Source organism: Telluria sp. Soil_C_11 (assembly GCF_057657395.1).
This window is the reverse complement of the sequence record NZ_JBDGIN010000022.1, coordinates 11,858-34,457: the sequence shown is the minus strand read 5'-3', so window position 1 is coordinate 34,457 and position 22,600 is coordinate 11,858. Positions and strand designations below refer to the sequence as shown.

The window sequence follows — 22,600 nt, the reverse complement described above, 5'->3', positions numbered from 1 at the left end:
ATCTTCGCTTAGCCACGTTCTTGATCCTGGCTACGGCAGCCTTGACCCCGGCAGGTATTACTCCAGTGAAGGAGTAGCTTGCAATTTGTCCGGATTTCGCACCACGTAAATGCGTGAAATCGTACCGGCGTCGATGCAGAACGATTGCACTGATTCAACCATCCCATCGATGTAACGAATTAGCCCAGGTTCGCCATTTACGCGCGCCATCCTATAGACGACCCGGTCACGGAACGCATTGTCGACTGCCCAATAAAGTCCAGCCACGCGTCCTGTCCCGATGAGAACCTTGTCCAGGGATGGCACTTTTCCTCCACCGTCGGCCCTGTATTCGACATCCACGGATAGCAGTGTTTTCATGGCGTCGCGATCGGCCTTGGCGGCCGCTTGCATGAATTTTTCGAGGACGACGCGATGCATATTCTTCGAGACCGCAAAGCGCGGACTATCCTGACGTATCCGTTCTTGCGCCCGGTGAACGAGTTGTCTGCAGGCGGCTTCGCTTTTGCCAAGCATGATTGCAAGGTCACCATAATCCTGGTCGAATACCTTCCGCATCAGGAACGCGGCACGCTCTTCCGGCGTCAGTCGTTCCAATATCCAGAGCATGGCGACAGACACATCGCTTGCCAATTCGGCGGCAGTCTCGGGCGTGTCTTCGACCATCTCGACCAGAGGTTCGGGAAGCCACCAGCCGGTGTAGGCTTCTCGCTCGTTTTTTCGGCTTCTCAAGCGATCGATCGACAGCCGCGTCGTGATGGTCACCAGCCAGGCTTCGATCGACCTGACTTCATCATGCGCGCTCGTGCAAAAGCGCAGCCATGCATCCTGGACGACGTCCTCTGCGTCGGCGCGCATCCCGAGCATGCGATAGGCAATCAAGAAAAGTCGAGGGCGTAGGGCTTCGAACACAAGCAAGTCAGCGCAGTCCATGGCTACCTTGGGCATCAATAAATCTTCCTAGACGATCCAGCCCTGGTCGTTGTGACGAATTCATCCGGTGCGTCACAGCGACGCGGAACTACACGTCTTGTGGAATGCGGCGGGCGGTGTTGCCCACCGCATTTCCAATAACAGCACGAAAGGAAGTAGAACGATGAATCGCGCAAACTGGTTTCAAGTCTCGCAAGAAGGCGCCAAGGCGCTGGGAGCACTCCACCATTACGCAACGACGGGCACGGCCCTGGCACCGGAACTGATTCACCTTGTTTTCCTCAGGACCTCTCAATTGAATGGTTGCGCGCACTGTATTGACGTCCACACCCGCGATCTCATCAAACACGGGATGTCCGTCGATAAGATTGTACTGGTGCCGGTATGGGAAGAAGCCGCCTATCTGTTTTCGAACCAGGAACAGGCAGCCCTTGCGTGGACGGAGGAGGTGACACGCGTGAGCGAAACCCATGCGTCAGACGAGGCATACGCGGCAGCATTGGCCGCGTTCGGAGAAAAAGCCTTGGTCGAACTGACGATCGTGATCGCTGCCATGAATGCAATCAATCGCATGGGAGTCAGTTTCCGCTTGAAACCGCGTGCGAAGGCTTGACAATGATTAGGCGGGGAACATCGTTGTTCTGCGCCTCGCCGATCTCGAGAGGCATCGATGATCTCGCGGAGTGTCACGAACGTTGGCAACCAACCCAAGGTGGCCGGTCGCCCGCATGCGTTCCGCTTTTTGCTAGATGACCTCGCCGATACGAAGAAGATTGCCATCCAGATCGACAACGGCAAATTCCTTGAGGCCCCAAGGCTTGTCTTCCAACGGATAGATGCGCGGCCTGCCAGAGTTGGGCAAACCGCTGGCCAAGCTCGCTTCGTACAAGCTTCGAACGTCGCTCACGCGAATGTAGCAGCCCGCCCAGGACGCGTCTGGATCCAGCTCTGCGTGGGCGAAGAAGTGAAGTTCGATGGCGCCGCGTTTGAAAATGGCATAGTCCTGGTTGAACCCGTGCGCGCCCCCTTCGAAACCCAGCCGCCGATAAAATTCCGTTGTCGCCCTGACGGAACGGCAAGGAAGCACGGGTATGGCGAGATCGGTATTTTCATTCATATCGAGGTCTGTTTAATAGCGGTGGCAGCGACAGCGGGAGTGTCCGGCATGGGCCCGTACATCGACGCCCAGCCCAGTCTATGAGTTTATTGCAGTCATGACAAGTGGCAAGTATGCCAGGCTTTCCTGGCTGCCCGACTGTCCCCTCGCCTGTCAGCCGGCTCGGCACCGGCCAGGCGCACGCCTCAAAACGCAGCCACTGCGAACTCATGGCATCCTACGACCTCGACTTGAGGAAGGAGAGCTGCATGGCGAAGCGTCCCGGAATATTTCCCACATTCTTTCTGTCCGGTTTCGAATGCTCCAGTTTCCTCTGGGGCGATGGCCAAGGCGTGCGGCGCGACCTGATCGCGGAGACCGGGCACGACCGCCATGCCGCCGAGGATTACCGGATCCTGAGCGAACTGGGCATCGCCGTGGCCCGCGAGGGCATCCCGTGGCCGATGGTGGACCGCAAGGGCTGCTGCGACTTTTCCATGATCGATCCCTTCATCGAGGCCATGAACGCGTCGAAGATCAGCCCGATCTGGGACCTCTGCCACTACGGCTACCCGGATGACCTCGATCCGTTTTCGGACGCCTTCACGCAGCGCTTCGCCGATTATTGCCGCGCCGCCGCGGAGTATGTCTGTCCGAAGGTGCGCGGTCCGCACTTCTTCACGCCCATCAACGAGATCACCTTTTTCTCCTTCTGCGCCGGCGAATGGGCCTGGGCCGCGCCGCACCGCTGCAGCCGCGAGGACCGGATGCGCTTGCGGCTGGCGCTGTGCAAGGCCGCGATCGCCGGCGTGAAGGCGATCCGCGAAGTCGATCCGGAAGCGCGCATGATCCACATCGATCCGCTGGTGCGGGTGGTGGCGCCGCGCGATCGTCCCGACCAGATCGAAGCGGCGCGCATTGAAACCGAAGTCGACACCTTCATGGCCTGGGACATCATCTGCGGGCGCGAGCATCCCGAATTCGGCGGCTCGCCCGAGATCCTGGATATCGTCGGCGCCAACAATTATTCCTTCGGCCAGATGGAATACCGCGAGCACGGGCCGCATGCGGCGCTGCCGCCCGGCGACGACCGCATCGCGCCGCTGTGCGACATGCTGCAGACCGTGTGGGAACGCTATCGGCGGCCGATGATCATCGGCGAAACCAGCGGCATGGGCGATGGCCGCGCCAGCTGGCTCCATGACGTGATGTGCGAATCGCTGGCGGCGGTGCACCGCGGCATGGACCTGCAGGGCGTGTGCCTGTTCCCCGCGGTCGACATGCCGGACTGGCATACCGGACAGTGGCTGCACAACGGCATCTGCGACGTGTGCGAGGACAACGGCGACCTGAAGCGGCTGCCGGACCGGGAGTACATCGACGAATTGCGCCGCTGGCAGAAGGAGCTGAACCGGGTCACCAGGCTGGACGAAGACCCGTACAGCGACCCGGTGGAGCTGCAGGACGTGATCGATGCGGCGCACCGGCTGAACATGAAGCCGGACAAGAACTGGTCCTGATCCGCTATCCAGCCACGGCCGCCGGCCGCGCTTGCGGCACCGGCAGCACGCCGCCGCCACCGGCGGGCGATGCGGTAAGCGGCGCGTCGAAGTCGTAAGTACGCGCTTCATGCACCTCCCAGCCGCCATCGCCCGTCAAATGCAGCACGTGGGTATGGTGGCGCAGCACGGCGGCGCGGTGCGCGATGCTGATCAGGGTCGCGCCGCTGTCACGCAGGCGCCCGTACAGCGAGGCTTCGTTGCCGCTGTCGAGCGCGCTGGTCGCTTCGTCCAGGATCACGATGCGCGGCTTGTGCACCAGCACGCGGCCGAAGGCCAGGCGCTGCTGCTCGCCGACCGACAGCAGCTTTTCCCAGTCCTGCTCGGCGTCCAGCCCGCCTACCCGTTCGGCCAGGCGCGGCAAGTGCACCTGCTCCAGGATCTCCAACAACTCCGCGTCGCTCAGGCTCGATTCCACGCTGGGGTAGATCAGCTGGCTGCGCAGCGTGCCCAGCTGCAGATAAGGCTGCTGCGGCAGGAAGAAGAAATCCTCCAGCGGCGGGTGGTGGATCACGCCGCTGCCCCTGTTCCACAGGCCGGCGATCGCGCGCAACAGCGAGCTCTTGCCGCAGCCGCTGTCGCCGGTGATCAGCAGCGCATCGCCCGGCTTCAGGGCCAGGCTCAGCTCCTTGATCAGGACCCGTTCGGATTGCGGCGGATGCAGGGTCAACGATTCCAGCGCGATCTGTTCGCCCGCGCGGGCCTGGATGCGCGAGGCCTCGCCGGCGTCGACGGGCTTGCTCCCCGCGTTCGGCAGCACCAGGTTGGACAAGGCCTGCAGGCGGCCGATGCCCGCCACGAAGCGGCTCAGGCTCTCGAAGTTGTCGACGATGACGCCCACCGCGCCGAGCACCGCGGTGAATGCCCCGGTCGCCTGGATCGCCCGCCCGACTTCCAGTTCGCCGGACAGGACCTGGCTTGCCAGCAGGACGCCCGGCAGCACGAGCGTGAGCTGGCTGAAGGTGCGCTGGAAGAAATTGAGGGCGCACTGCTTCCTGATCAGCGCGGCGTAATTGCGGAACACCTTGTCGAACTTGCTGTCGATGTGCGAACGCTCCTGCGCCTCGCCGCGGTAGAAGGCGATCGATTCGGCATTTTCGCGCACGCGCATCAGGCTGAAGCGGAAATCCGCCTCGCGCCGCAACTGCCAGAAATTCAGCTGGATCAGCGGATTACCGAACAGATAAAGCGCGCCGACGGTGCCGACCGTTGCGTACACCGCCAGCACCCCGACCAGCAGGTGCGAAATCTTCCACAACACGGCGCTGAAGGCGACCAGCTGCATCGCCGACCCCAGGAAGATCAGCAGGAAGTTGATCGACCTGCCCGTAAACGTGTTGATGTCTTCGCTGATGCGCTGGTCCGGATTGTCGATCTCGGGGTCGGACCCGAGCTCGTAGTATTTGCGGCCGGTGAGGTAGCCGTCGAGGAAACGGCCGGTCAGCCAGCGCCGCCAGTGATTCGCGAACACGTCGCGCATGTAGTAGTAGAAGGCATAGGCCGGGACCGCGACCGCCAAGGTCAGCAGGCAGGCCCGCACCGCGTTCCAGAAGCGGTCGCCCTCCCTGGCCGCCAGCGCCGAGGTCATCTCGCCGGCCTGGTTGTTCAGCATCACCGCCACCTTGGTCTCGACCAGCATCAGCACGATCAGCAGCAGCAGCAGGGTCCAGGCCTTCTTCTTTTCGTCGCCCAGCCAGTAGGGTTTCGCCACGCGGACGAATTGCTTCCAGCCCTCGAGCGACAGGGCGGGCACGCGTCGGCGTTTTTTCGGTGCCGCCGGGGCGTCGTTGGCGGCGGCGTCGTTGTTCAAGGAGGTGGCCATGGTCGCTTCCAGTAAGTACAGTGCAACCAGCATACGCGCCGGAATGAACCGGTTCGGTGCGGAAACGGACATAGCACGCATCGCACCACCGGGCGCCAGGCGCCGTGACAAAGCGTGGATTTTTCATCCGCGTCCGCATGCTACCCTGCAACACCATTCGGTTTTCTTCACGCGTTCCCTGCTCCGCTACCTTGCCCTTCCCATTCACTGAAGCGAAATCGTATGTCCCTTTTCTCCGCAAACAAATTGATCGCCAGTGCTTTGCTGTGCTGCCTCATGCCGATTGGCCAGGCGCAGGAACTGGACAAGCCCTGGCAATTGCAGGTCATGGATCTGGAACATCGCGTCAGGATCGAGGCGACGATCCATTCACCGATGAAACGGCGCGGTCGTGCATGGGTGGCGACTGGAAGCGCATCGTCGTCGACGCCGCGACAGCCCGGGACGAGAATTTCTTTCCCTTGCATGAACCGCTCGCGTACAAACTGGAGCACGGCAGGCTGACCCTGGGGCGGACCGTCCTGTGCGACGGCTACCTGTTCATGAGCGGGAAACTGGAAGAGCCCGCCGTCCAGGGCGATTACTACGCATTGGGTCTGGGCGGCGGCAAGAACCTCGGCTTTTTCAGCCTGAAGAAGGTCCGGTAGCACCGCTTCCGTCACGGAACGGCATTCAGGCCACGCCATCCAGCGTGCGCCGCATCGCCTCCATCTCATCCACGATCCAGGCCCGGAAGTGTTGTACCTTCGACATCGCTTCCTTGTGCGGGTTCACCAGGAAGCGGTAGCCATTGCCGTAAGGCGCGCTGCGGCAGTTCAGCACGCGCAGCGCGCCGGAGGCGATGTCCTGGAACGCGATACCGTAAGGCACCAGCGCCACGCCCTGCCCGGCCACCGCGGCCTGGGCCAGCACGCCCCAGTGGCTGAAGGTGCGCGAGAAGTCGTATTTGCCCTTCAACGCCTTGTTCTCGTTCAGCAGCTGCAGCCAGGCTTCCGGCGTGCGCTCGCACAGCAGCGGAAAGCGCGCCAGGTCGGCCAGGGTGAGCTCCTGCCGCCCGTCGGACAGCAGCTCGGGGCTGTAGACCGGCACCAGGCGCTCGCGGAACAGCATGGCCGGGTCGCCGTCCTTGACCGGGCCGAAGCGGATCGCGACATCGACGCCGTCGTCCTGCAGGTCGACCGGGGTGTCGTTCGAATCGATGCGGATGTCGAGTTCCGGATGCAGCTTGGTAAAGCGCGGCATGCGCGGCACCAGCCATTTGATGGCGAAGGAATGGGTGGTCGAGATGCGCAGGATGGCTTCCTCGTCGCCGCGCTGCAGTGCGGCGACTTTCGCGCGCAGGTCGCCGAGCGAGCGGCCGACCGCGATCGCCAGTTCCTGGCCCTTGGCGGTCAGGGCGATGTGGCGCGGATGGCGCACGAACAGCGGGAAGCCGACCGCCTCTTCCAGCTGCTTGACCTGCAGGCTGACCGCGGCCGGCGTCTTGTGCAGCTCCTGGGCCGCCAGCTTGAAGCTGCCCCAGCGCGCGGCGCATTCGAAATCGATCAGCCCGGACAGGCTGCGCAAGGGCTTCACCAGGCCACCATGCGTAAGTTTTTCTTATTCATCGCATCGTTTTTTTCTTGTTTGAACAATTGCTGCACTGCATACAAAATATAGCGGATTCGCCACGAACCCGCTAGCTCTTCAGTGCATTAGCGTAAGGAAAACCATGTCCAAGAACATCCTGGTGATCGGCGGCACCCGTTTCATCGGCAGGCTGCTCGTCCAGCGGCTCCTGCGCGCCGGCCATCGCGTCACCATCGCCACCCGCGGCTATGCGCCCGACCCGTTCGGCGACCGCATCCAGCGCATCCGCACCGACCGCCGCAACGAACTCGCGATGCGCAGCGTGGCCAAGGCCGGCCCCTTCGACATCGTCTACGACCAGATGTGCTACAGCCCGCTCGACGCGGCGATCGCCGTGCGCACCTTCGCCGGCCAGGTCGGGCGTTATGTGATGACCTCGACCATCGACGCCTACCGCATGCTCGGCTTCGGCGCCGAAGGCCCGCTGGCCGAGTCCGCACTGGCCGTCGAGGCCCAGCCGATCGACACCCAATACCCCTGGCACGACCCGCGCCGCGCGGTCGAATGCTATGTGGCCGGCAAGGTGCAGGCCGAGGCCTACCTGGTCCGCGACGGCTCGCTGCCGCTGGCGACGCCGCGCCTGGCCCACGTACTGGGCGGACCCGAAGACTTTACCGGGCGCCTGGCCCACTACGTCGAACTGGCGCGCGCCGGCGGCACGCTGGCATATTCCGGCGAAGATGCGGCAGTGTCCTTCCTGACGGGCCACGGCGCGGCCGACTTCCTGTTCTGGACCGGGATGCAGGATTTCACGGGGCCGGTGAACGCGGCCTGCGACGGGGCGCTGTCGGCCTGCCAGTTGTACGAGCGGGTCGGCGGGGTGCTGGATACGCCGGTCCGGATGCGCCGCATGGATTCGCCGGGCGAGCCGGGGCAGCTGTCGCCCTTCGATGTGCCCGGGAAGATGGTGCTGGATACCTCGCGCGCGAAGGCGCTGGGGTACGCGTTCGGGCATTCGGACGAGTGGCTGGACCACACGATTCGCCAGCACGACCTCGCGTTCGTTTAAAACGCCTGCCCGTCAACGTCGTCCCCGCGCAGGCGGGGACCCAAGTTCTGCCTGCGTCACGTTAACGCCTGCAACCTGGGCCCCCGCCTGCGCGGGGACGACGGCTCAAGACTTGCTGGCCTTCTCCCTACCCACCCAGTACAGCAGCACGATCAGGCCCGCATACGGCAGGATCGACAGCGCATCCGCACCCGCCCCCGCGAAGAACGGGTTCACCGCTTCCGCCCACTTGGTCATCGCATTGTCGAAATCGGTCAGCACGCCGGCCGTGATGGCGATGATGATGCCGGCCAGTGCGCCGCCGGCGATGTAGCCGGAGGCCAGCAGGGTGCCCGAGCTGCGGTCGCCCGCGGCCTGCAGTTCTTCCTCCTTCAGGCCGGCGTACTGCGGCAGCTTGTTGTTGCGGCGGTCGACCAGCCAGCGGATCAAGCCGCCGATCGCGATCGGCAGGGTCGAGACCAGCGGCAGGTAGACGCCCACCGAGAACGCCAGCGCCTGCACCCCGGCCATCTCCAGCACCACGGCGATCATCACGCCGAACAGCACCAGGGTCCATGGCAGCTGCTGGTCGAGGATGCCCTTGATGATGTAGGACATCAGCACGGCCTTGGGCGCATCGTATTTCTTGACCTCGGAGCCGTCCGGGCGGGTGTGGAACTGGCCGTTGATGCCCGGGTCGACCAGCCAGGCCAGCGAACCGTCGTCGCGCACCAGGTACTTGCCGGCCGGGCCGCCCGCGGTATCCAGCTTCTGCCAGACCTTGTAGGTGGCGTGGTCGCCCGACGCCTGCGGTCCCTGCAGCTGCGCGGTCTGGGTCAGCTTCGACGCGTCCGTGGTCACATGCGGCGCCACCTGGGCGGCCGGCACGTAGACGGTGCCGGCATCGTTCAGCTTCAGCAGGATCGGCCCCAGGATCAGGCTTGATGCGAAGGCGCCGGCCAGGATCGCGTACTGCTGCAGGCGCGGGGTCGAGCCGACCAGGAAGCCGGTCTTCAGGTCCTGCGACGTCGTGCCGGCATTGCTGGCGGCGATGCAGACGATGGCGCCGACCGACAGCGCGGTCACGTAGTAGCGCCCCCCGGTCCAGCCCATCGCCAGGAAGATCAGGCAGGTAAACAGCAGGGTCGCCACCGCCATGCCCGAGATCGGGTTCGAGGACGAGCCGACCTCCCCCGTCAGGCGCGACGACACGGTCGAGAACAGGAAGCCGAACACCAGGATCAGCAGTGCGCCCAGCAGGTTCATGTGCAGCGGGGTGGCGAAGGTGATCACGGCGATGATGCCCAGGCAGCCGATCAGCACCCACTTCAGCGGGATGTCCTGGTCGGTGCGCAGCGCCGGATCAGCTTTTGAACCAGCGCCGGGCGAACCCGACTTGAAGCCGGCCAGGCCGCCCTTCAGGCCATTCCAGATGGTCGGCAGCGAGCGCGCCAGGCTGATCAAGCCGCCGGCGGCGACCGCGCCGGCGCCGATGTAGAGCACGTAGGCGCTGCGGATGTCGTCCGGGCCCATGTCGCGGATCAAAGTGGTCCCCGGCGCCAGCGGCACGGTGAGCAGGTCGCCGAAGAACTTGATCATCGGGATCAGCAGCAGATAGGACAGCACCCCGCCCGCCGCCATCGTCATCGCGATGCGCGGGCCGATGATGTAGCCGACGCCCAGCAGCTCGGGCGAGATCTCGGCGCCGGCCGAACCGGCCTTCAGCGGCGCGCCGAACACGAAGTTGACGGTGTCCTTCCACAGCTTGAGCGAGATGCTCAGCACCTTGTACAGCAGGCCGATGCCGAATCCGCCGAAGATGATGAAGGCGCGCTGGCGTGCCGCCTTCTCTTCGTCGGAACCTTCGACGCGCACCTCGCCGGCGGCTTCGCGCGACGAGGGCGTGGCGGCCGCCTTCAGCACCTCGGCGCAGGCCGTGCCTTCCGGGTACTTCAGCTCGCGGTGCTGGTCGACGATCATGGTGCGGCGCATCGGGATCATCATCAGGATGCCGAGCAGGCCGCCCAGCACGCCCACCAGCATGACGCGCGAGATCTCGAGGTCGAAGCCGAGGATCATGATGGCCGGCATGGTCACGCCCAGGCCGAAGGCCAGCGATTCGCCGGCCGAGCCGGCGGTCTGGGTGATCGAGTTCTCGAGGATGGTCGATTCGCGCCCGCCCGCCTTCCTGGCCATGCCGAACAGGGTGATCGCGATCACCGCCACCGGGATCGAGGCGCTGACCGTCAGGCCGACCTTCAGCACCAGGTAGAGCGAAGAGGCGCCGAAGATCATGCCCAGCACCGTGCCCATGATCAGGGCGCGCAGGGTCAGCTCGGGCAGTTGGGCCGACGCCGGGATATACGGCTTGACGGCGGGCGGATGCGGGTCGTACGGCATGGGGTTCCTAGGTGCGTATAAGTGCGGGTATCGCCTTGCTGAACTGCAGGGACCAAAAGGCGATCCCTTGAATTGACATGAAGGTCGCACTATGGCACATGCCGTAGTGGAAGAAAAGCGGATTATAATTTTGTGGTAGACCGTGTTTACGCCCTGTCGGCACGGCGATCTTCCGGTCATCTGACCGTCATCAGAGAGTTTAGTTTTGGCAACTACGAGTACACCGGCCCCGCGCCGGCCCAACCGCTTGCGCGGATTCATCTTCCTGGCCCTGGCCGTCATCCTCCTGTTCGTCGCCGGCGTCGTCGGCTACGTCATGTTCCGCGTCCTGCCCAACGTGCCCGCGCTCGACGCCGTCACCGATTACCGGCCCAAGATCCCGCTGCGGATCTACACCGCCGACAACGTCCTGATCGGCGAATTCGGCGAGGAGCACCGCGACTTCGTGCCGATCCAGAAGATCCCCGACCTGATGAAGAAGTCGCTGCTGGCGATCGAGGACGCGCGCTTCTACGAGCACGGCGCGATCGACTTCCAGCGCGGCCTCGGCGCGGTGGTCGCCAACCTGCGCCACGGCTTCGGCTCCGGCGGCGCCTCGACCATCACGATGCAGGTGGCGCGCAACTTCTTCCTGTCGCGCGAAAAGCACCTGACCCGCAAGGCCAACGAGATCGCGCTGGCGTACAAGATCGAGGCCGCCCTGTCCAAGGACGAGATCCTCGAGCTGTACATGAACCAGATCTACCTGGGCCAGCGCGCCTACGGCTTCTCCAGCGCCGCGCGCACCTATTTCAACAAACCGCTCGACAAGCTCAGCGTGGCCGAGATGGCGATGCTGGCCGGCCTGCCGCAGAACCCGTCGCGCCACAATCCGGTGGCGAATCCGAAGCGGGCGCGCGAGCGCCAGCACGCGGTCCTGAAGCGCATGCGCGAACTGGCCTACATCAGCGAGGCCCAATACCAGCAGGCGCTCAAGGAGCCGCTGCGCGTAAACACCCGAGGCCAGGAATTCGACACCCACGCCGAGTACGTGGCCGAAGCGGCGCGCCAGGCGGTCTACAACCAGTTCAAGGAAGAGGCCTACACCCGCGGCATCAAGGTCACCACCACCATCCTGAAGGCCGAGCAGGACGCGGCCTACAACTCGGTGCGCCGCAACGTGATCGCCTACGACCAGCGCCACGGCTACCGCGGGCCGGAAGGCCGCATCGAACTGCCCGACGATCCGGTCGAGCGCGAGGACGCCATCGCCGATGCGCTCGGCAAGCGCCCGAGCAGCGACGGCCTGCTGCCGGCCGTGGTGCTGTCGAGCTCGCCGAAATCGGTGCGCGTCGAGACCATCGACGGCGACGACGTCACCATCACCGGCGCCGGCCTGAAGTTCGCGGCGGCCGCGCTGTCCTCGTCGGCCAAGGAAGAGCGCCGCATCTCCACCGGCGCGATCGTGCGCGTGGCCAAGGACGCCAAGGGCAACTGGTCGATCACCCAGGTGCCGCAGGTGGCCGCGGCCTTCGTCGCGATCGACGCCAACACCGGCGCCTACCATGCGCTGGTGGGCGGTTTCGACTACAACCTGCAGAAGTTCAACCACGTGACCCAGGCCTGGCGCCAGCCGGGCTCCGGCTTCAAGCCCTTCATCTACTCGGCCTCGCTCGAGAAAGGCTATTCGCCGGCCACCCGCATCCTCGACGCGCCGCTCGACATGCCGGGCGAGGACGCCGGCAAGACCTGGTCGCCGCAGAACGACGACTTCAAGTGGGACGGTCCGATCACCATGCGCCGCGCGCTCGCGGAATCGAAGAACGTGGTATCGGTGCGCCTGCTGCGCGCCATCTCGGTGCCCTACGCCCATGAATTCGTCGGCAAGTTCGGCTTCGACGTCGCGCGCCAGCCGGCCAACTACACCATGGCCCTGGGCACCGGCGCCGTCACCCCGCTGCAGATGGCCGGCGCCTACGCCGTGTTCGCAAACGGCGGCTACCGGGTCCAGCCCTACCTGATCGCGAAGGTCGAGGATGCCGACGGCAAGGTGCTGGCCGAAGCCCGGCCGCCGGCCGCGCACCAGGAAGACCAGCGCGTACTCGACCCGCGCAACGCCTTCATCACCGACACCATGCTGCGCGACGTGACCCGCTACGGCACCGGCGCCGCGGCCACCAAGGAGCTCGGCCGCAGCGACATCGCCGGCAAGACCGGCACTACCAGCGACGCGGTCGACGGCTGGTTCTCGGGCTACGCCGCGAACGTGGTGGCGGTGGCCTGGATGGGCTACGACGACCCGAAATCGCTGGGCGGCCGTGAGTTCGGCGCCACACTGGCGCTGCCGATCTGGATCGACTACATGCGCGTGGCACTGGCCAAGCGTCCGCCGGAAGAGCGCGTGCAGCCGGAAGGCGTGATGCGGGAAAACGACGATTGGGTCTATGCCGAGTTTGCCGAAAGCCCGACCTTCGGCGGCATCGACCTCGACCAGCAGCCGGCGCCCGACCCGAACGCGCCGCTTGACCCGAACGCGCCTGCGCAGCCGCCGCCGGCCGAGAAACCGCAACAGCAGCAGCTGCAGAACAGCCTGTTCTGACGCGCTTCCGGCAGTTCCATCAAAGGCCCCGCAGCACGCGGGGCTTTTTCTTTTTGCGAACATATCGCGGCAAATGCAGTTCTTTTTGCGGAAAATTGGAAGAAGAACGTCGTCCTGATCCTACAACGGCGGACGTACTCATCCTATTTTGGACACTCCACCTCAACCCCATGATGGCGTCATCCACCACATAAGGAGAAGACGATGAAAACATATCAAGGCGTTCTGATCGGTGCCCTCATGGCGATGAGCCTGGCAGCCTGCAGCTCGACCAAGAGCACGTCCAGCGACGACATGGGCACCCGCACCTCGTCGGGCGCGACCTCGAGCGGCACCACCAGCTCGGGCACCTCCGGCACCAGCGGCACCTCGACCAGCGACTGGGGCAGCTCGGGTTCGGGCACCTCCGGCACTTCGGGCACTTCAGGCACCTCCGGCACTTCGGGCACCTCGGGCACCTCCGGCACCTCCGGCACTTCGGGCACCTCGGGCACCGGCACCACCAGCGGCACCGGCACCACCGGCAGCATGGGCACCGGCAGCTCGGGCACCTCCGGAACCTCCGGCACCTCGGGCACTTCCGGCACCGGCACCACCACCACGGGTACCTCGGGTACCGGCACCCGCTGAGCCACAGATTTCCGATGCGGCAAGCCGGCTTCGCGCCCGCTTGCCGCTTTTCGTCGCCTACCATAAGGAACACAGCATGAAGACCATCACCACCGCACTCCTCGGCGCCGCCTTCGCATTCAGCCTGGCCGCCTGCAGCTCCACGAAAACGTCTTCCGACGACAGCACGATGGGCAGCTCCAGCAGCGGCACGGCCACGGCCACCGGCTCGGCGGCGGCCAAGGGCAACTCCAACGCCAACGGCACCGGCCAGCCGGGCGGCGGCGCCGGCACCACGGGCGCCACCGGCACCGGCAGCAGCGGCACCAGCGGCACGACCGGCAACACCGGCACTTCCGGCGCCGTCATCGACGACACCACCGGCACCCCGCGCCCTGCCGGCAGCGCCACCGGCACCGGCACCAACGGCCAGTAAGGCCGGCCCCGCGCCGCGCACCGGTTCGCAGCCCGCCCTCGGGTAGAATGGCGCCTGGAGGATCGATGGGCGCATTGCGATGAAAAACTGGATTGCGCGGCTGTTCGGCGGCGGCGACGGCGGCGCGCCGCAGACGGCCGCCGTTGCGGCCGCACCGCCTGCGCACGCCCCTGCGGCGGCGGCATTCGAACCGGACCGCGGCCACGACTTCTGGCGCTGGCTGACGGCGGGCGCCGCGGCCACGGCGCCGACCGCGCAAGCCCTGCCGCATGCCCGGCTGGTGCTGGGCGAACTCGATCGCCTGATCGAAGCGCCGCTCGACGCCGCCGGCCTGGTCCCGCGCGTCCCCGACGTCATTCCCCAATTGCTGCGCAGCCTGCGCGACGAGGCCGCGTCGAGCGCCGACCTGGCGCGCCAGGTAGCCCGCGACCCGGCCCTGGTCGCGGAACTCATCCGCGAAGCCAACAGCCCCTTCTACCGTTCGTCCAGCCAGGTGCGCACGATCGACGCCGCCCTGCTGGTGCTGGGCCGCAACGGCCTGCGCATGCTGCTCGCCCGCGCCGCCTTCCGTCCGCTGATCGGCATGCAGGGCGGCCGCCACAGCCGCCAGGCGGGGCCGCGCATCTGGAACCATACCGAACAATGCGCGCGCGCCGCCAGCCTGCTCGCGCCCGCCATGGGCGCCGATCCCTTCGAGGCCTATCTCGCCGGCCTGATGGCCGACCTCGGACTGATCGTCGCGCTGCGCCTGTTCGACGGCATGCTGGAAGCGGACGCCCTGCCCCAGGATCCCGCGTTCGTCGGCGCCCTGCTCGCGCGCACGCGCACGCTGGCGGCGCGCGTGGCCCTGCAGTGGGACCTGCCGCCGCCGATCGCCGCGGCGATTTTGGGCGCGCAGGGCGAAGGACCGTCCGCCGGCCAGCCGCTGGCACTCGCGCTGGGCCGCGCCGAACGGCTTACCGCCCTGCGCCTGCTGCTCGACGCCGGCATGCTGGATGCCGGCGATCCGGCCGTGAGCGGCCTCGACGCCGCATCCGCGCGGGTGCTCGAACGCCTCGCGCCGGCTGACTTATAATCTCCGTATGCCTTTCGACCTGAAAAAACACCTCCCCAAACCCGGTCAACGCTTTGCCCTGCCGACCCTGCACGGTTCCTCGGACGCCTACGCGCTGGCGCTCGCCGCGCTCGCGCTGAAGGCAAACAAACAGATGCTGACCGTGATCGTGGCGAATGCCAGCGACGGCCAGCGCCTGCTCGACGAGATTCCCTGGTTCGCGGACGGCAAACTGGCCTGCCACCTGCTGCCGGATTGGGAAACCCTGCCCTACGATGCGTTCTCGCCGCACCAGGACCTGGTGTCGGAACGCCTGGCGACCCTGCACGAGATCCGCAACGGCCAGTGCGACGTGCTGGTGGTGCCCGCCACCACGGCCCTGGTGCGGCTGGCCCCGCCCTCCTTCCTGGCCGCCTACACCTTCTTCTTCCGCCAGGGCGAGAGCCTGGACGAAGCGAAGCTGAAGGCCCAGCTGACCCTGGCCGGCTACAGCCACGTGACCCAGGTGATGTCGCCGGGCGAGTACTCGGTGCGCGGCGGCCTGATCGACCTGTTCCCGATGGGCTCCGCGCTGCCCTACCGCATCGACCTGTTCGGCGACGAGATCGAGACCATCCGTACCTTCGACGCCGACACCCAGCGCTCGCTGTATCCGGTGAAGGAAGTGCGGCTGCTGCCGGGCCGCGAATTCCCGATGGACGAACAGGCGCGGACCGCGTTCCGCGGCCGCTGGCGCGAGCGCTTCGAGGGCGACCCGAGCCGCTCGCCGGTCTACAAGGACATCGGCAACGGCATCGCCTCGGCCGGCATCGAATACTACCTGCCGCTGTTCTTCGAGCAGACCGCGACCCTGTTCGACTACCTGCCCGAGGAATCGCCGCTGGCCATGGTCGGCGACATCGAAGGGGCGATCCAGCGCTTCTGGGCCGACACGGAATCGCGCTACAAATTCCTGAAGGCCGACCGCGAACGCCCGATCCTGGAGCCGAAGGAGATCTTCCTCGGCGCCGAGGACTTCTTCGTGTGCGCCAAGCCGCACGGGCGCTGGACCATCGCGCGCGATGCCGACCCGGCAGCCTCCGAGCTGTCGGCGACTATCCCCGACATCGCCGTCAACCGCCGCCTCGACGACCCGCTGTCCAACCTGCGCGCCTACCTGATGCGCGTGGATACCCGGGTGATGATCTGCGCCGAGTCGAACGGCCGCCGCGAGACCCTGCAGCAGTACTTCAACGAGTACAAGCTCGACCTGTCGCTGGTCGAAGGCTTCGACGGCCTGCGCGCGACCGACGCCAAGGTCGTGCTGGGCGTGGCGCCGCTGCAGGCCGGCTTCGAGCTGTCCGAGGAATCCGTCGGCCGGCTGGTGTTCATCACCGAGACCGAGCTGTACGCCGGCGGAGGCAAGCGCGCCGGCAGGAAGAAGCAGGAAGCCACGTCGCAGGTCGAGTCGATGGTGCGCGACCTGTCGGAACTGAAGATCGGCGACCCGGTGGTGCACATCAACCACGGCATCGGCCGCTACATGGGCCTGATCAGCATGGACCTCGGCGAAGGCGACACCGAGTTCCTGCACCTGGAATACGCCAAGGAGACCAAGCTGTACGTGCCGGTGTCGCAGCTGCACGTGATCTCGCGCTACTCCGGGGCCTCGCCGGAAGACGCGCCCCTGCACACGCTCGGCTCCGGCCAGTGGGACAAGGCCAAGAAAAAGGCCGCCGAGCAGGTGCGCGACACCGCCGCCGAGCTGCTGAACCTGTATGCGCGCCGCGCCGCGCGCCAGGGCCACTCCTTCGAATACTCGGCGGTCGACTACCAGAACTTCGCCCAGAGCTTCGGCTTCGACGAGACCCCGGACCAGGCCGAGGCGATCGCCAACGTCATCAAGGACATGACCTCGGGCCGCCCGATGGACCGCCTGGTGTGCGGCGACGTCGGCTTCGGCAAGACCGAAGTCGCGCTGCGCGCCGCCTTCATCGCCGTCATGGGTGGCAAGCAGGTGGCGATCCTGGCCCCGACCACCCTGCTGGCCGAGCAGCATGCGCAAACCTTCAGCGACCGCTTCGCCGACTGGCCGGTGCGCATCGCCGAGCTGTCGCGCTTCCGCACCGGCAAGGAGATCAACAACGCCATCAAGGGCATGGCCGACGGCACCGTCGACATCGTGATCGGCACCCACAAACTGCTGTCGCCGGACGTGAAGTTCACGCGCCTCGGCCTGGTCATCATCGACGAGGAGCACCGCTTCGGGGTGCGCCAGAAGGAAGCGCTGAAGGCCCTGCGCGCCGAAGTCGACGTGCTGACCCTGACCGCGACCCCGATCCCGCGCACGCTGGGCATGGCGCTGGAAGGCCTGCGCGACTTCTCCGTGATCGCCACCGCGCCGCAGAAGCGCCTGGCCATCAAGACCTTTGTCCGCAGCGAAGACGGCTCCATCATCCGCGAAGCGGTCCTGCGCGAACTGAAGCGCGGCGGCCAGGTGTACTTCCTGCACAACGAGGTCGAGACCATCGAGAACCGCCTGGCCATGCTGCGCGAACTGCTGCCCGAGGCGCGCATCGGCGTGGCCCACGGCCAGATGCACGAGCGCGACCTGGAAAAGGTGATGCGCGATTTCGTGGCGCAGCGCTTCAACATCCTGCTGTGCACGACCATCATCGAGACCGGCATCGACGTGCCGACCGCGAACACCATCATCATGCACCGCGCCGACAAGTTCGGCCTGGCCCAGCTGCACCAGCTGCGCGGCCGCGTCGGCCGTTCGCACCACCAGGCCTACGCCTACCTGCTGGTGAACGACGCCCTGAACCTGACCAAGCAGGCGCAGCGCCGCCTGGACGCGATCCAGGCGATGGAGGAACTGGGCAGCGGCTTCTACCTCGCCATGCACGACCTCGAGATCCGCGGCGCCGGCGAAGTGCTGGGCGAGAACCAGTCCGGCGAAATGCTGGAGGTCGGATTCCAGCTGTATTCCGACATGCTGAACGAGGCCGTGAAGGCGCTGAAGGCCGGCCGCGAGCCGGACCTGGCCGCGCCGCTGTCCTCGACCACCGAGATCAACCTGCACGTGCCGGCCCTGCTGCCGTCCGACTTCTGCGGCGACGTCCACGAGCGCCTGTCGATTTATAAACGCCTGGCGAACTGCGAGACCCAGGACCGCATCGACGACATGCAGGAAGAGCTGATCGACCGCTTCGGCAAGCTGCCGGATGCGGTGAAGGCCCTGATCGAGACCCACCGCCTGCGCATCGCCGCCAAACAGGTCGGCATCGTCAAGATCGACGCCCATGCGGAAGCGGCCAACCTGCAGTTCATGGAAAAGCCGCCGATCGACCCGATCAAGATCATCACGCTGATCCAGAAGAACCGCCACGTCAAGCTGGCCGGCCAGGACAAGCTGCGCATCACGGCCGCGATGCCGGACCTGCCGGCGCGCGTGAACCAGGTCAAGCAAACCATCAAACAATTACTCGCCTAATCCGCCATGTCCAAAAAACTGATCCTCCAAGCCCCCGCGGCCGGCCAGGCCTTGCTCGCGCAGGTCGCCAGCCTGGCCAGGCCGCGCAGCAGCACCGCCATCCACGCGCACGCGCTGCGCTGCGACGGCTTCGACTTCACGCCGCAACTGAAGGCCGAGGTGGAGGCCGCCGCGCATGCGGCCGGCGTCGACGCCACCTTCATCGACGCCGGCCGCAGCCTGGCCGACTTCAGGCTGGTCGCGATGGACATGGACTCGACCCTGATCACCATCGAGTGCATCGACGAGATCGCCGACATGCAGGGCCTGAAGCCGCAGGTGTCGGCGATCACCGAGGCCGCCATGCGCGGCGAACTGGATTTCTCGGAAAGCCTGAAGCGCCGCGTGGCGCTGCTCGAAGGCTTGCCGGTCGAGGCGCTCGGGCGCGTGTACGAAGAGCGCCTGCGCATCTCGCCGGGCGGCGAAGCGATGCTGGAGGCGGTGCAGGCCGCCGGCCTGAAGACCCTGCTGGTGTCGGGCGGCTTCACCTTCTTCACCGAGCGCCTGAAGACCCGGCTGGGCCTGGACTACGTGCACGCCAACGTGCTCGAAGCGGAGGGCGGCGTGCTGACCGGACGCGTGGTCGGCGGCATCGTCGACGCCGAGGAAAAGATGCGCACCGTGCAGCGCGTGTGCGCGGAACTCGGCATCGACCCGCGCCAGGCCATCGTGATGGGTGACGGCGCCAACGACCTGAAGATGATGGGCATCGCCGGGCTGTCGGTGGCGTTCCGCGCCAAGCCGGTGGTGCGCGCGCAGGCCGACGTGGCGCTGAATTTCACGGGCCTGGACGGCCTGCTGGCGATCCTCTAGAACGTCGAGCAGTTGAAGAAGCCGCGATGGCCGAAGCAGCTGGTCGTCGTCGGCGTGGTCCGGTAGCGCTGGATGGCGTTCTTGGTGTCCAGCGAGAGGATGCAGGAGCGCCACTGCTCGGAATCGCGCGCATTGCCCAGCCGTTCGCAGGCCGGTCCGTACACCGCGATCATCTCGTCCACTTCGCGCTGCTGCTGCGCGGCCCGCTCCGCCTGCGTGGCGGCACAGCCTCCCAGCAGCAGGGCCAGTGTCAATGCCATTGTCGTGCGCATGATAAATCCCCTTCTCGGCTTCCCGCGCACCCACTGGGGCGCGACGGCGAACAGCGACTGTTCACCGGTTAATTCCCATTCGGTGGCACAAGGTTCTAGGGGAACCGCAATCAGCCGGCGACGAGAGGCAGGCGGATCGCGAAGGTGGCGCCCTGGCCGCGGCCGGCGCTGCTGACGCTGAGCGTGCCCTCGTGCAGTTCGACGATGCGGCGCGCGATGTAGAGGCCCAGTCCGAGTCCGGCGGCATTGTCGTGCTGCTGCAGCCTGAAGGCGCCGAACACGTGCGGCAGGTCTTCCGCTTCGATGCCCTGGCCTGAGTCGATGACGTCGATCTCGACCATGCCCCCGGACTGCCGGATCTCGATGCGGATGCTGCCGCCCATCGGCGTGAATTTCACCGCGTTGACCAGCAGGTTCCAGATCACCTGCTGCAGACGCCGGCCGTCCGCCTCGAAGCGGATATCGTCGCCGTAGTCGGACGGCGTGACCTGCACCAGGATCTCCTTGGCGTTCGCCTGGACTTCCACCGTCGAGATGGCGTCGCGCAGCACCTGTCCCAGCACGACCGGCGCGCGTGCGATCGACATCTGCCCGGTCAGCGTGCGCGCCGCGTCGATCAGGTCTTCGACCATGCCCACTTCCTGGCGCACGTGCACGCGCATCGATTCGAGTCCGCTGACCGCTTTCGGCGGCAGCTCGGGCATGGTGCGCAACAGCAGTTCGATGCGCATCGAGATCGCCGACAGGGGCGTGCGCATCTCGTGCGAGACCGTCGCCAGGAACAGTTCGCGGGTCCGGTTCACGCGCGTCAGGTCGTCGATGGTTTCGCGCTGGCGGTCGAGCGTCGTCGAGAGAGTCTTCAGCAGACCGGCATAGGTGCTCATGCGCTGGTCGGACACGGGCGCATCGAGGCGCGCCTCGTTCCACAGCAGATGGCCGGCCAGCCCGATCTGCTTGGCGATACGCTCGCAGGCCAGCGGCGAGCTGAAGTCCGCGAAGCGCCAGCCGAACACCAGCACCCCGTACACCTGGCCGCGCAGCAGGAGCGGCTGGGTGCACACGCGGAAGCCTTCGCCGAACTGTCCCGCGACCGACGCCCGCTGCGCGCACGCCTCCCGCACCAGCGTGCGCTCGTACGCCGTGCCGGGGCCGTCCTCGTGCCACAGGGTCGAACGCTCCGCCAGCAGTTTCGCCATGCGCGAACCCGTCAGGGGGCCGATCTGGCGCACGCCGGCCGCGTCGTAGGCAGACGTGACGAGGCCCGTCGCTTCGGTGAACTGCCGTAGCGGCGTCTGCCAGTCGTCCCAGTCGACCGGCGGCTTGTCTGGCAGTTCGGCCGTAATCACCTGGGTGTTTCGGTCGGCAGGCGCGCCGAGTCGGGTAGCGGGGCGCCGCTGGCCAGCGCTTCTTCGATGGCCGGGCTCTGGCGCGAAGGCGAGCGTGACAGCAGGCCGTAGTAGGACGAGAACGGCAGTTGCGGCACGGCCGGGGTATCGCTGTCGCGTTCTTCGATCAGCACCAGGCCGCCGACGCCGATCTCGTATTCGCGCGTGACCTGCACGTTGCGGCTGCCGCGCACCTTGGGCACGGCCAGCGCCCGGCGCAGGACGGTGGAGATTTCCACGTAGTTGAGCAGGATGATGTTGTCGACCAGGTGCGAACCCTTGAGTTCCTCGCTGATCTGCGACACGCCCAGCAATTCCGGACTCTCGTAGTTGAACAGGGTCGTGGCCAGACGGTTCTTGAAGAAGCTGGCCAGCGCGTACAGGTAGTCGGCGACCTCGCTGACGCTGGTCATTTCATACACGGCCACCGAATCGAGCACGATGCAGTCGATGTCTTCCTGCTCGACCAGCTTGACGATGCGGTCGAAGTGCACGTCCAGTTCGAGTTCCAGCGGCGACTCGTAGTGGATGAACAGCTTGCCCGCGTCGATCAGGCCCTGCAGGTCGAAACCGAGCGACTTGGCGTTGCGGATCAACTGGCGCGGATGCTCGTCCAGGCTCACCAGCAGCGCCTTGTGGCCATGCTTGATGGCGTCGCTCAGGAACTGGACGCTGAACACGGTCTTGCCGGTGCCGGAGATGCCGCTCACCAGCGTCACCGAGCCTTCGTAGATGCCGCCGTCCATCATCTTGTCGATGGCCGGCGAACCGGTCGACAGGCGCCGTTCCGAGGTCGGCTGGTCGGCCGAGGTGACCGGGCGCGACTGGGCGCGGCGGTACACGTGCACGCCGATCTCCGGCTCGATCCGCATGGTGTGGCTGCCGCCGATGAAATCCTGGCCGCGCGACTTCATCACCGTCAGGTGGCGGGTCGCCCGGCGCCGCGCTTCGCCGAGCGAGAGCGAGATGATGGTGTCGAACACGAAGCGCTCGTGCGCCAGCACGCCGGCCAGCGTCTCGTCGCGCTCGGCCGTCACCATGGTGGTCACGCCCAGGCGCGTGAGGCCTTCGATGAGGAGGTGGACGTCCTCGCGGAACGGCATGTCGTGCACGTCGGCGTACAGGCGCAGCGGCGTCAGGCCGTCGATCAGCAGGCGCTTGGCGCCCATCGCCACCAGCGCGGCGGCGAAGGCGCCGTCGCCGCTGCGGAACTCGCTCAACAGCACGGCCGGGCTGGTCTGGATGATCTTGATCTTGCCCTGGTCGATCATGCCCTGCAGGTCCCAGTTGAAGCCGGCCGCGTCGCGCAGCAGCTTGCCCGGATCGAGTTCGAACGACACGATGGCGCCGGGCTCGTCGTAGTCCTGGGCGCCGTGGTAAATGAAACCCAGCCCGAACGTGGTCTTGCCCGACCCGGGCGGACCTTCGACGATTAGGTTGTTGTTACGAGGAAATCCTCCGTGCAGTACTTCGTCGAGCCCGGCGATACCTGTCTTTACCAGTTCGTTCATC

19 protein-coding genes are annotated in these 22,600 nt (G+C 66.1%); 10 read left to right on the top strand and 9 right to left on the bottom strand.

All coding sequences use genetic code 11. The features are described from left to right. Positions 1 to 57: 57 nt before the first annotated feature. Complete coding sequence (gene sigJ, locus AC3A6M_RS22725; RefSeq protein WP_487854991.1) at positions 58 to 948, bottom strand: RNA polymerase sigma factor SigJ; 891 nt, start codon at positions 946 to 948, stop codon at positions 58 to 60. A 148-nt stretch (positions 949 to 1,096) separates the two neighbouring features. Here sigJ and AC3A6M_RS22720 point away from each other — a divergent pair, with 148 nt between their 5' ends. After that, positions 1,097 to 1,546: a carboxymuconolactone decarboxylase family protein gene (locus tag AC3A6M_RS22720; RefSeq protein WP_487854990.1), complete on the top strand. Its 450-nt coding sequence runs from the start codon at positions 1,097 to 1,099 to the stop codon at positions 1,544 to 1,546. Positions 1,547 to 1,678: 132 nt separating this feature from the next. On the opposite strand, the gene AC3A6M_RS22715 is transcribed toward AC3A6M_RS22720, so the two are convergent. Continuing rightward, a complete protein-coding gene (locus AC3A6M_RS22715) occupies positions 1,679 to 2,050 on the bottom strand; it encodes a bleomycin resistance protein (RefSeq protein WP_487854989.1) in 372 nt (123 codons plus the stop codon). 248 nt (positions 2,051 to 2,298) lie between these two features. Between AC3A6M_RS22715 and AC3A6M_RS22710 the strand changes: the two genes are divergently transcribed. Beyond that, positions 2,299 to 3,549: a glycoside hydrolase family 1 protein gene (locus tag AC3A6M_RS22710; RefSeq protein WP_487854988.1), complete on the top strand. Its 1,251-nt coding sequence runs from the start codon at positions 2,299 to 2,301 to the stop codon at positions 3,547 to 3,549. 4 nt (positions 3,550 to 3,553) lie between these two features. Here AC3A6M_RS22710 and AC3A6M_RS22705 read toward each other — a convergent pair whose 3' ends face one another. Together AC3A6M_RS22705 and AC3A6M_RS22700 are read right to left on the bottom strand one after the other, a co-directional pair. Next, positions 3,554 to 5,410, bottom strand: coding sequence for an ABC transporter ATP-binding protein/permease (locus AC3A6M_RS22705; protein ID WP_487854987.1), 1,857 nt, complete (start codon positions 5,408 to 5,410; stop codon positions 3,554 to 3,556). A gap of 204 nt (positions 5,411 to 5,614) precedes the next feature. Next, positions 5,615 to 5,779, bottom strand: a complete 165-nt coding sequence (locus AC3A6M_RS22700) for a hypothetical protein (protein ID WP_487854986.1) — start codon at positions 5,777 to 5,779, stop codon at positions 5,615 to 5,617. 26 nt (positions 5,780 to 5,805) lie between these two features. On the opposite strand from AC3A6M_RS22700, the gene AC3A6M_RS22695 reads away from it, so the two are divergent. Continuing rightward, complete coding sequence (locus AC3A6M_RS22695; RefSeq protein ID WP_487854985.1) at positions 5,806 to 6,057, top strand: hypothetical protein; 252 nt, start codon at positions 5,806 to 5,808, stop codon at positions 6,055 to 6,057. Positions 6,058 to 6,082: 25 nt separating this feature from the next. Here the strand turns inward: AC3A6M_RS22695 and AC3A6M_RS22690 are convergent, their stop codons facing one another. Further along, positions 6,083 to 6,985 (bottom strand): LysR substrate-binding domain-containing protein, encoded by a 903-nt coding sequence (locus AC3A6M_RS22690; protein ID WP_487854984.1) that lies wholly within the window; start codon positions 6,983 to 6,985, stop codon positions 6,083 to 6,085. A 136-nt stretch (positions 6,986 to 7,121) separates the two neighbouring features. Here AC3A6M_RS22690 and AC3A6M_RS22685 point away from each other — a divergent pair, with 136 nt between their 5' ends. Further along, positions 7,122 to 8,048, top strand: coding sequence for an NAD-dependent epimerase/dehydratase family protein (locus tag AC3A6M_RS22685; RefSeq protein ID WP_487854983.1), 927 nt, complete (start codon positions 7,122 to 7,124; stop codon positions 8,046 to 8,048). Positions 8,049 to 8,153: 105 nt separating this feature from the next. Here AC3A6M_RS22685 and AC3A6M_RS22680 read toward each other — a convergent pair whose 3' ends face one another. Then, complete coding sequence (locus AC3A6M_RS22680; RefSeq protein WP_487854982.1) at positions 8,154 to 10,427, bottom strand: OPT family oligopeptide transporter; 2,274 nt, start codon at positions 10,425 to 10,427, stop codon at positions 8,154 to 8,156. Positions 10,428 to 10,674: 247 nt separating this feature from the next. Between AC3A6M_RS22680 and AC3A6M_RS22675 the strand changes: the two genes are divergently transcribed. From AC3A6M_RS22675 to serB, 6 genes are all read left to right on the top strand, one after another. Continuing rightward, the gene (locus AC3A6M_RS22675; protein ID WP_487854981.1) at positions 10,675 to 13,005 is read left to right on the top strand and encodes a penicillin-binding protein 1A; all 2,331 of its coding nucleotides are present in this window, start codon (positions 10,675 to 10,677) and stop codon (positions 13,003 to 13,005) included. A gap of 204 nt (positions 13,006 to 13,209) precedes the next feature. Continuing rightward, entirely contained in the window at positions 13,210 to 13,635 is a 426-nt protein-coding gene (locus tag AC3A6M_RS22670; RefSeq protein ID WP_487854980.1) for a hypothetical protein, read from the top strand. 76 nt (positions 13,636 to 13,711) lie between these two features. Further along, entirely contained in the window at positions 13,712 to 14,050 is a 339-nt protein-coding gene (locus tag AC3A6M_RS22665) for a hypothetical protein (RefSeq protein ID WP_487854979.1), read from the top strand. 79 nt (positions 14,051 to 14,129) lie between these two features. Beyond that, positions 14,130 to 15,125, top strand: a complete 996-nt coding sequence (locus tag AC3A6M_RS22660) for an HDOD domain-containing protein (protein WP_487854978.1) — start codon at positions 14,130 to 14,132, stop codon at positions 15,123 to 15,125. A gap of 7 nt (positions 15,126 to 15,132) precedes the next feature. Continuing rightward, the gene (gene mfd / locus AC3A6M_RS22655) at positions 15,133 to 18,579 is read left to right on the top strand and encodes a transcription-repair coupling factor (RefSeq protein ID WP_487854977.1); all 3,447 of its coding nucleotides are present in this window, start codon (positions 15,133 to 15,135) and stop codon (positions 18,577 to 18,579) included. Between the two features lie 6 nt (positions 18,580 to 18,585). Continuing rightward, positions 18,586 to 19,431 carry a phosphoserine phosphatase SerB gene (gene serB, locus AC3A6M_RS22650; RefSeq protein WP_487854976.1) on the top strand — a complete coding sequence of 282 codons (846 nt, stop codon included), beginning with the start codon at positions 18,586 to 18,588 and terminating at the stop codon, positions 19,429 to 19,431. Here serB and AC3A6M_RS22645 read toward each other — a convergent pair. The 3 genes from AC3A6M_RS22645 to AC3A6M_RS22635 form a co-directional block, all read right to left on the bottom strand. Next, positions 19,428 to 19,703, bottom strand: coding sequence for a hypothetical protein (locus AC3A6M_RS22645; protein ID WP_487854975.1), 276 nt, complete (start codon positions 19,701 to 19,703; stop codon positions 19,428 to 19,430). The two genes, serB and AC3A6M_RS22645, sit on opposite strands and share 4 nt — an antisense overlap. Positions 19,704 to 19,813: 110 nt before the next feature. Next, complete coding sequence (locus tag AC3A6M_RS22640; RefSeq protein ID WP_487854974.1) at positions 19,814 to 21,049, bottom strand: sensor histidine kinase; 1,236 nt, start codon at positions 21,047 to 21,049, stop codon at positions 19,814 to 19,816. Beyond that, entirely contained in the window at positions 21,046 to 22,599 is a 1,554-nt protein-coding gene (locus AC3A6M_RS22635) for an ATPase domain-containing protein (protein ID WP_487854973.1), read from the bottom strand. Before AC3A6M_RS22635 ends, AC3A6M_RS22640 begins: the two co-directional genes overlap by 4 nt. Between the last annotated feature and the right edge of the window lies 1 nt (position 22,600).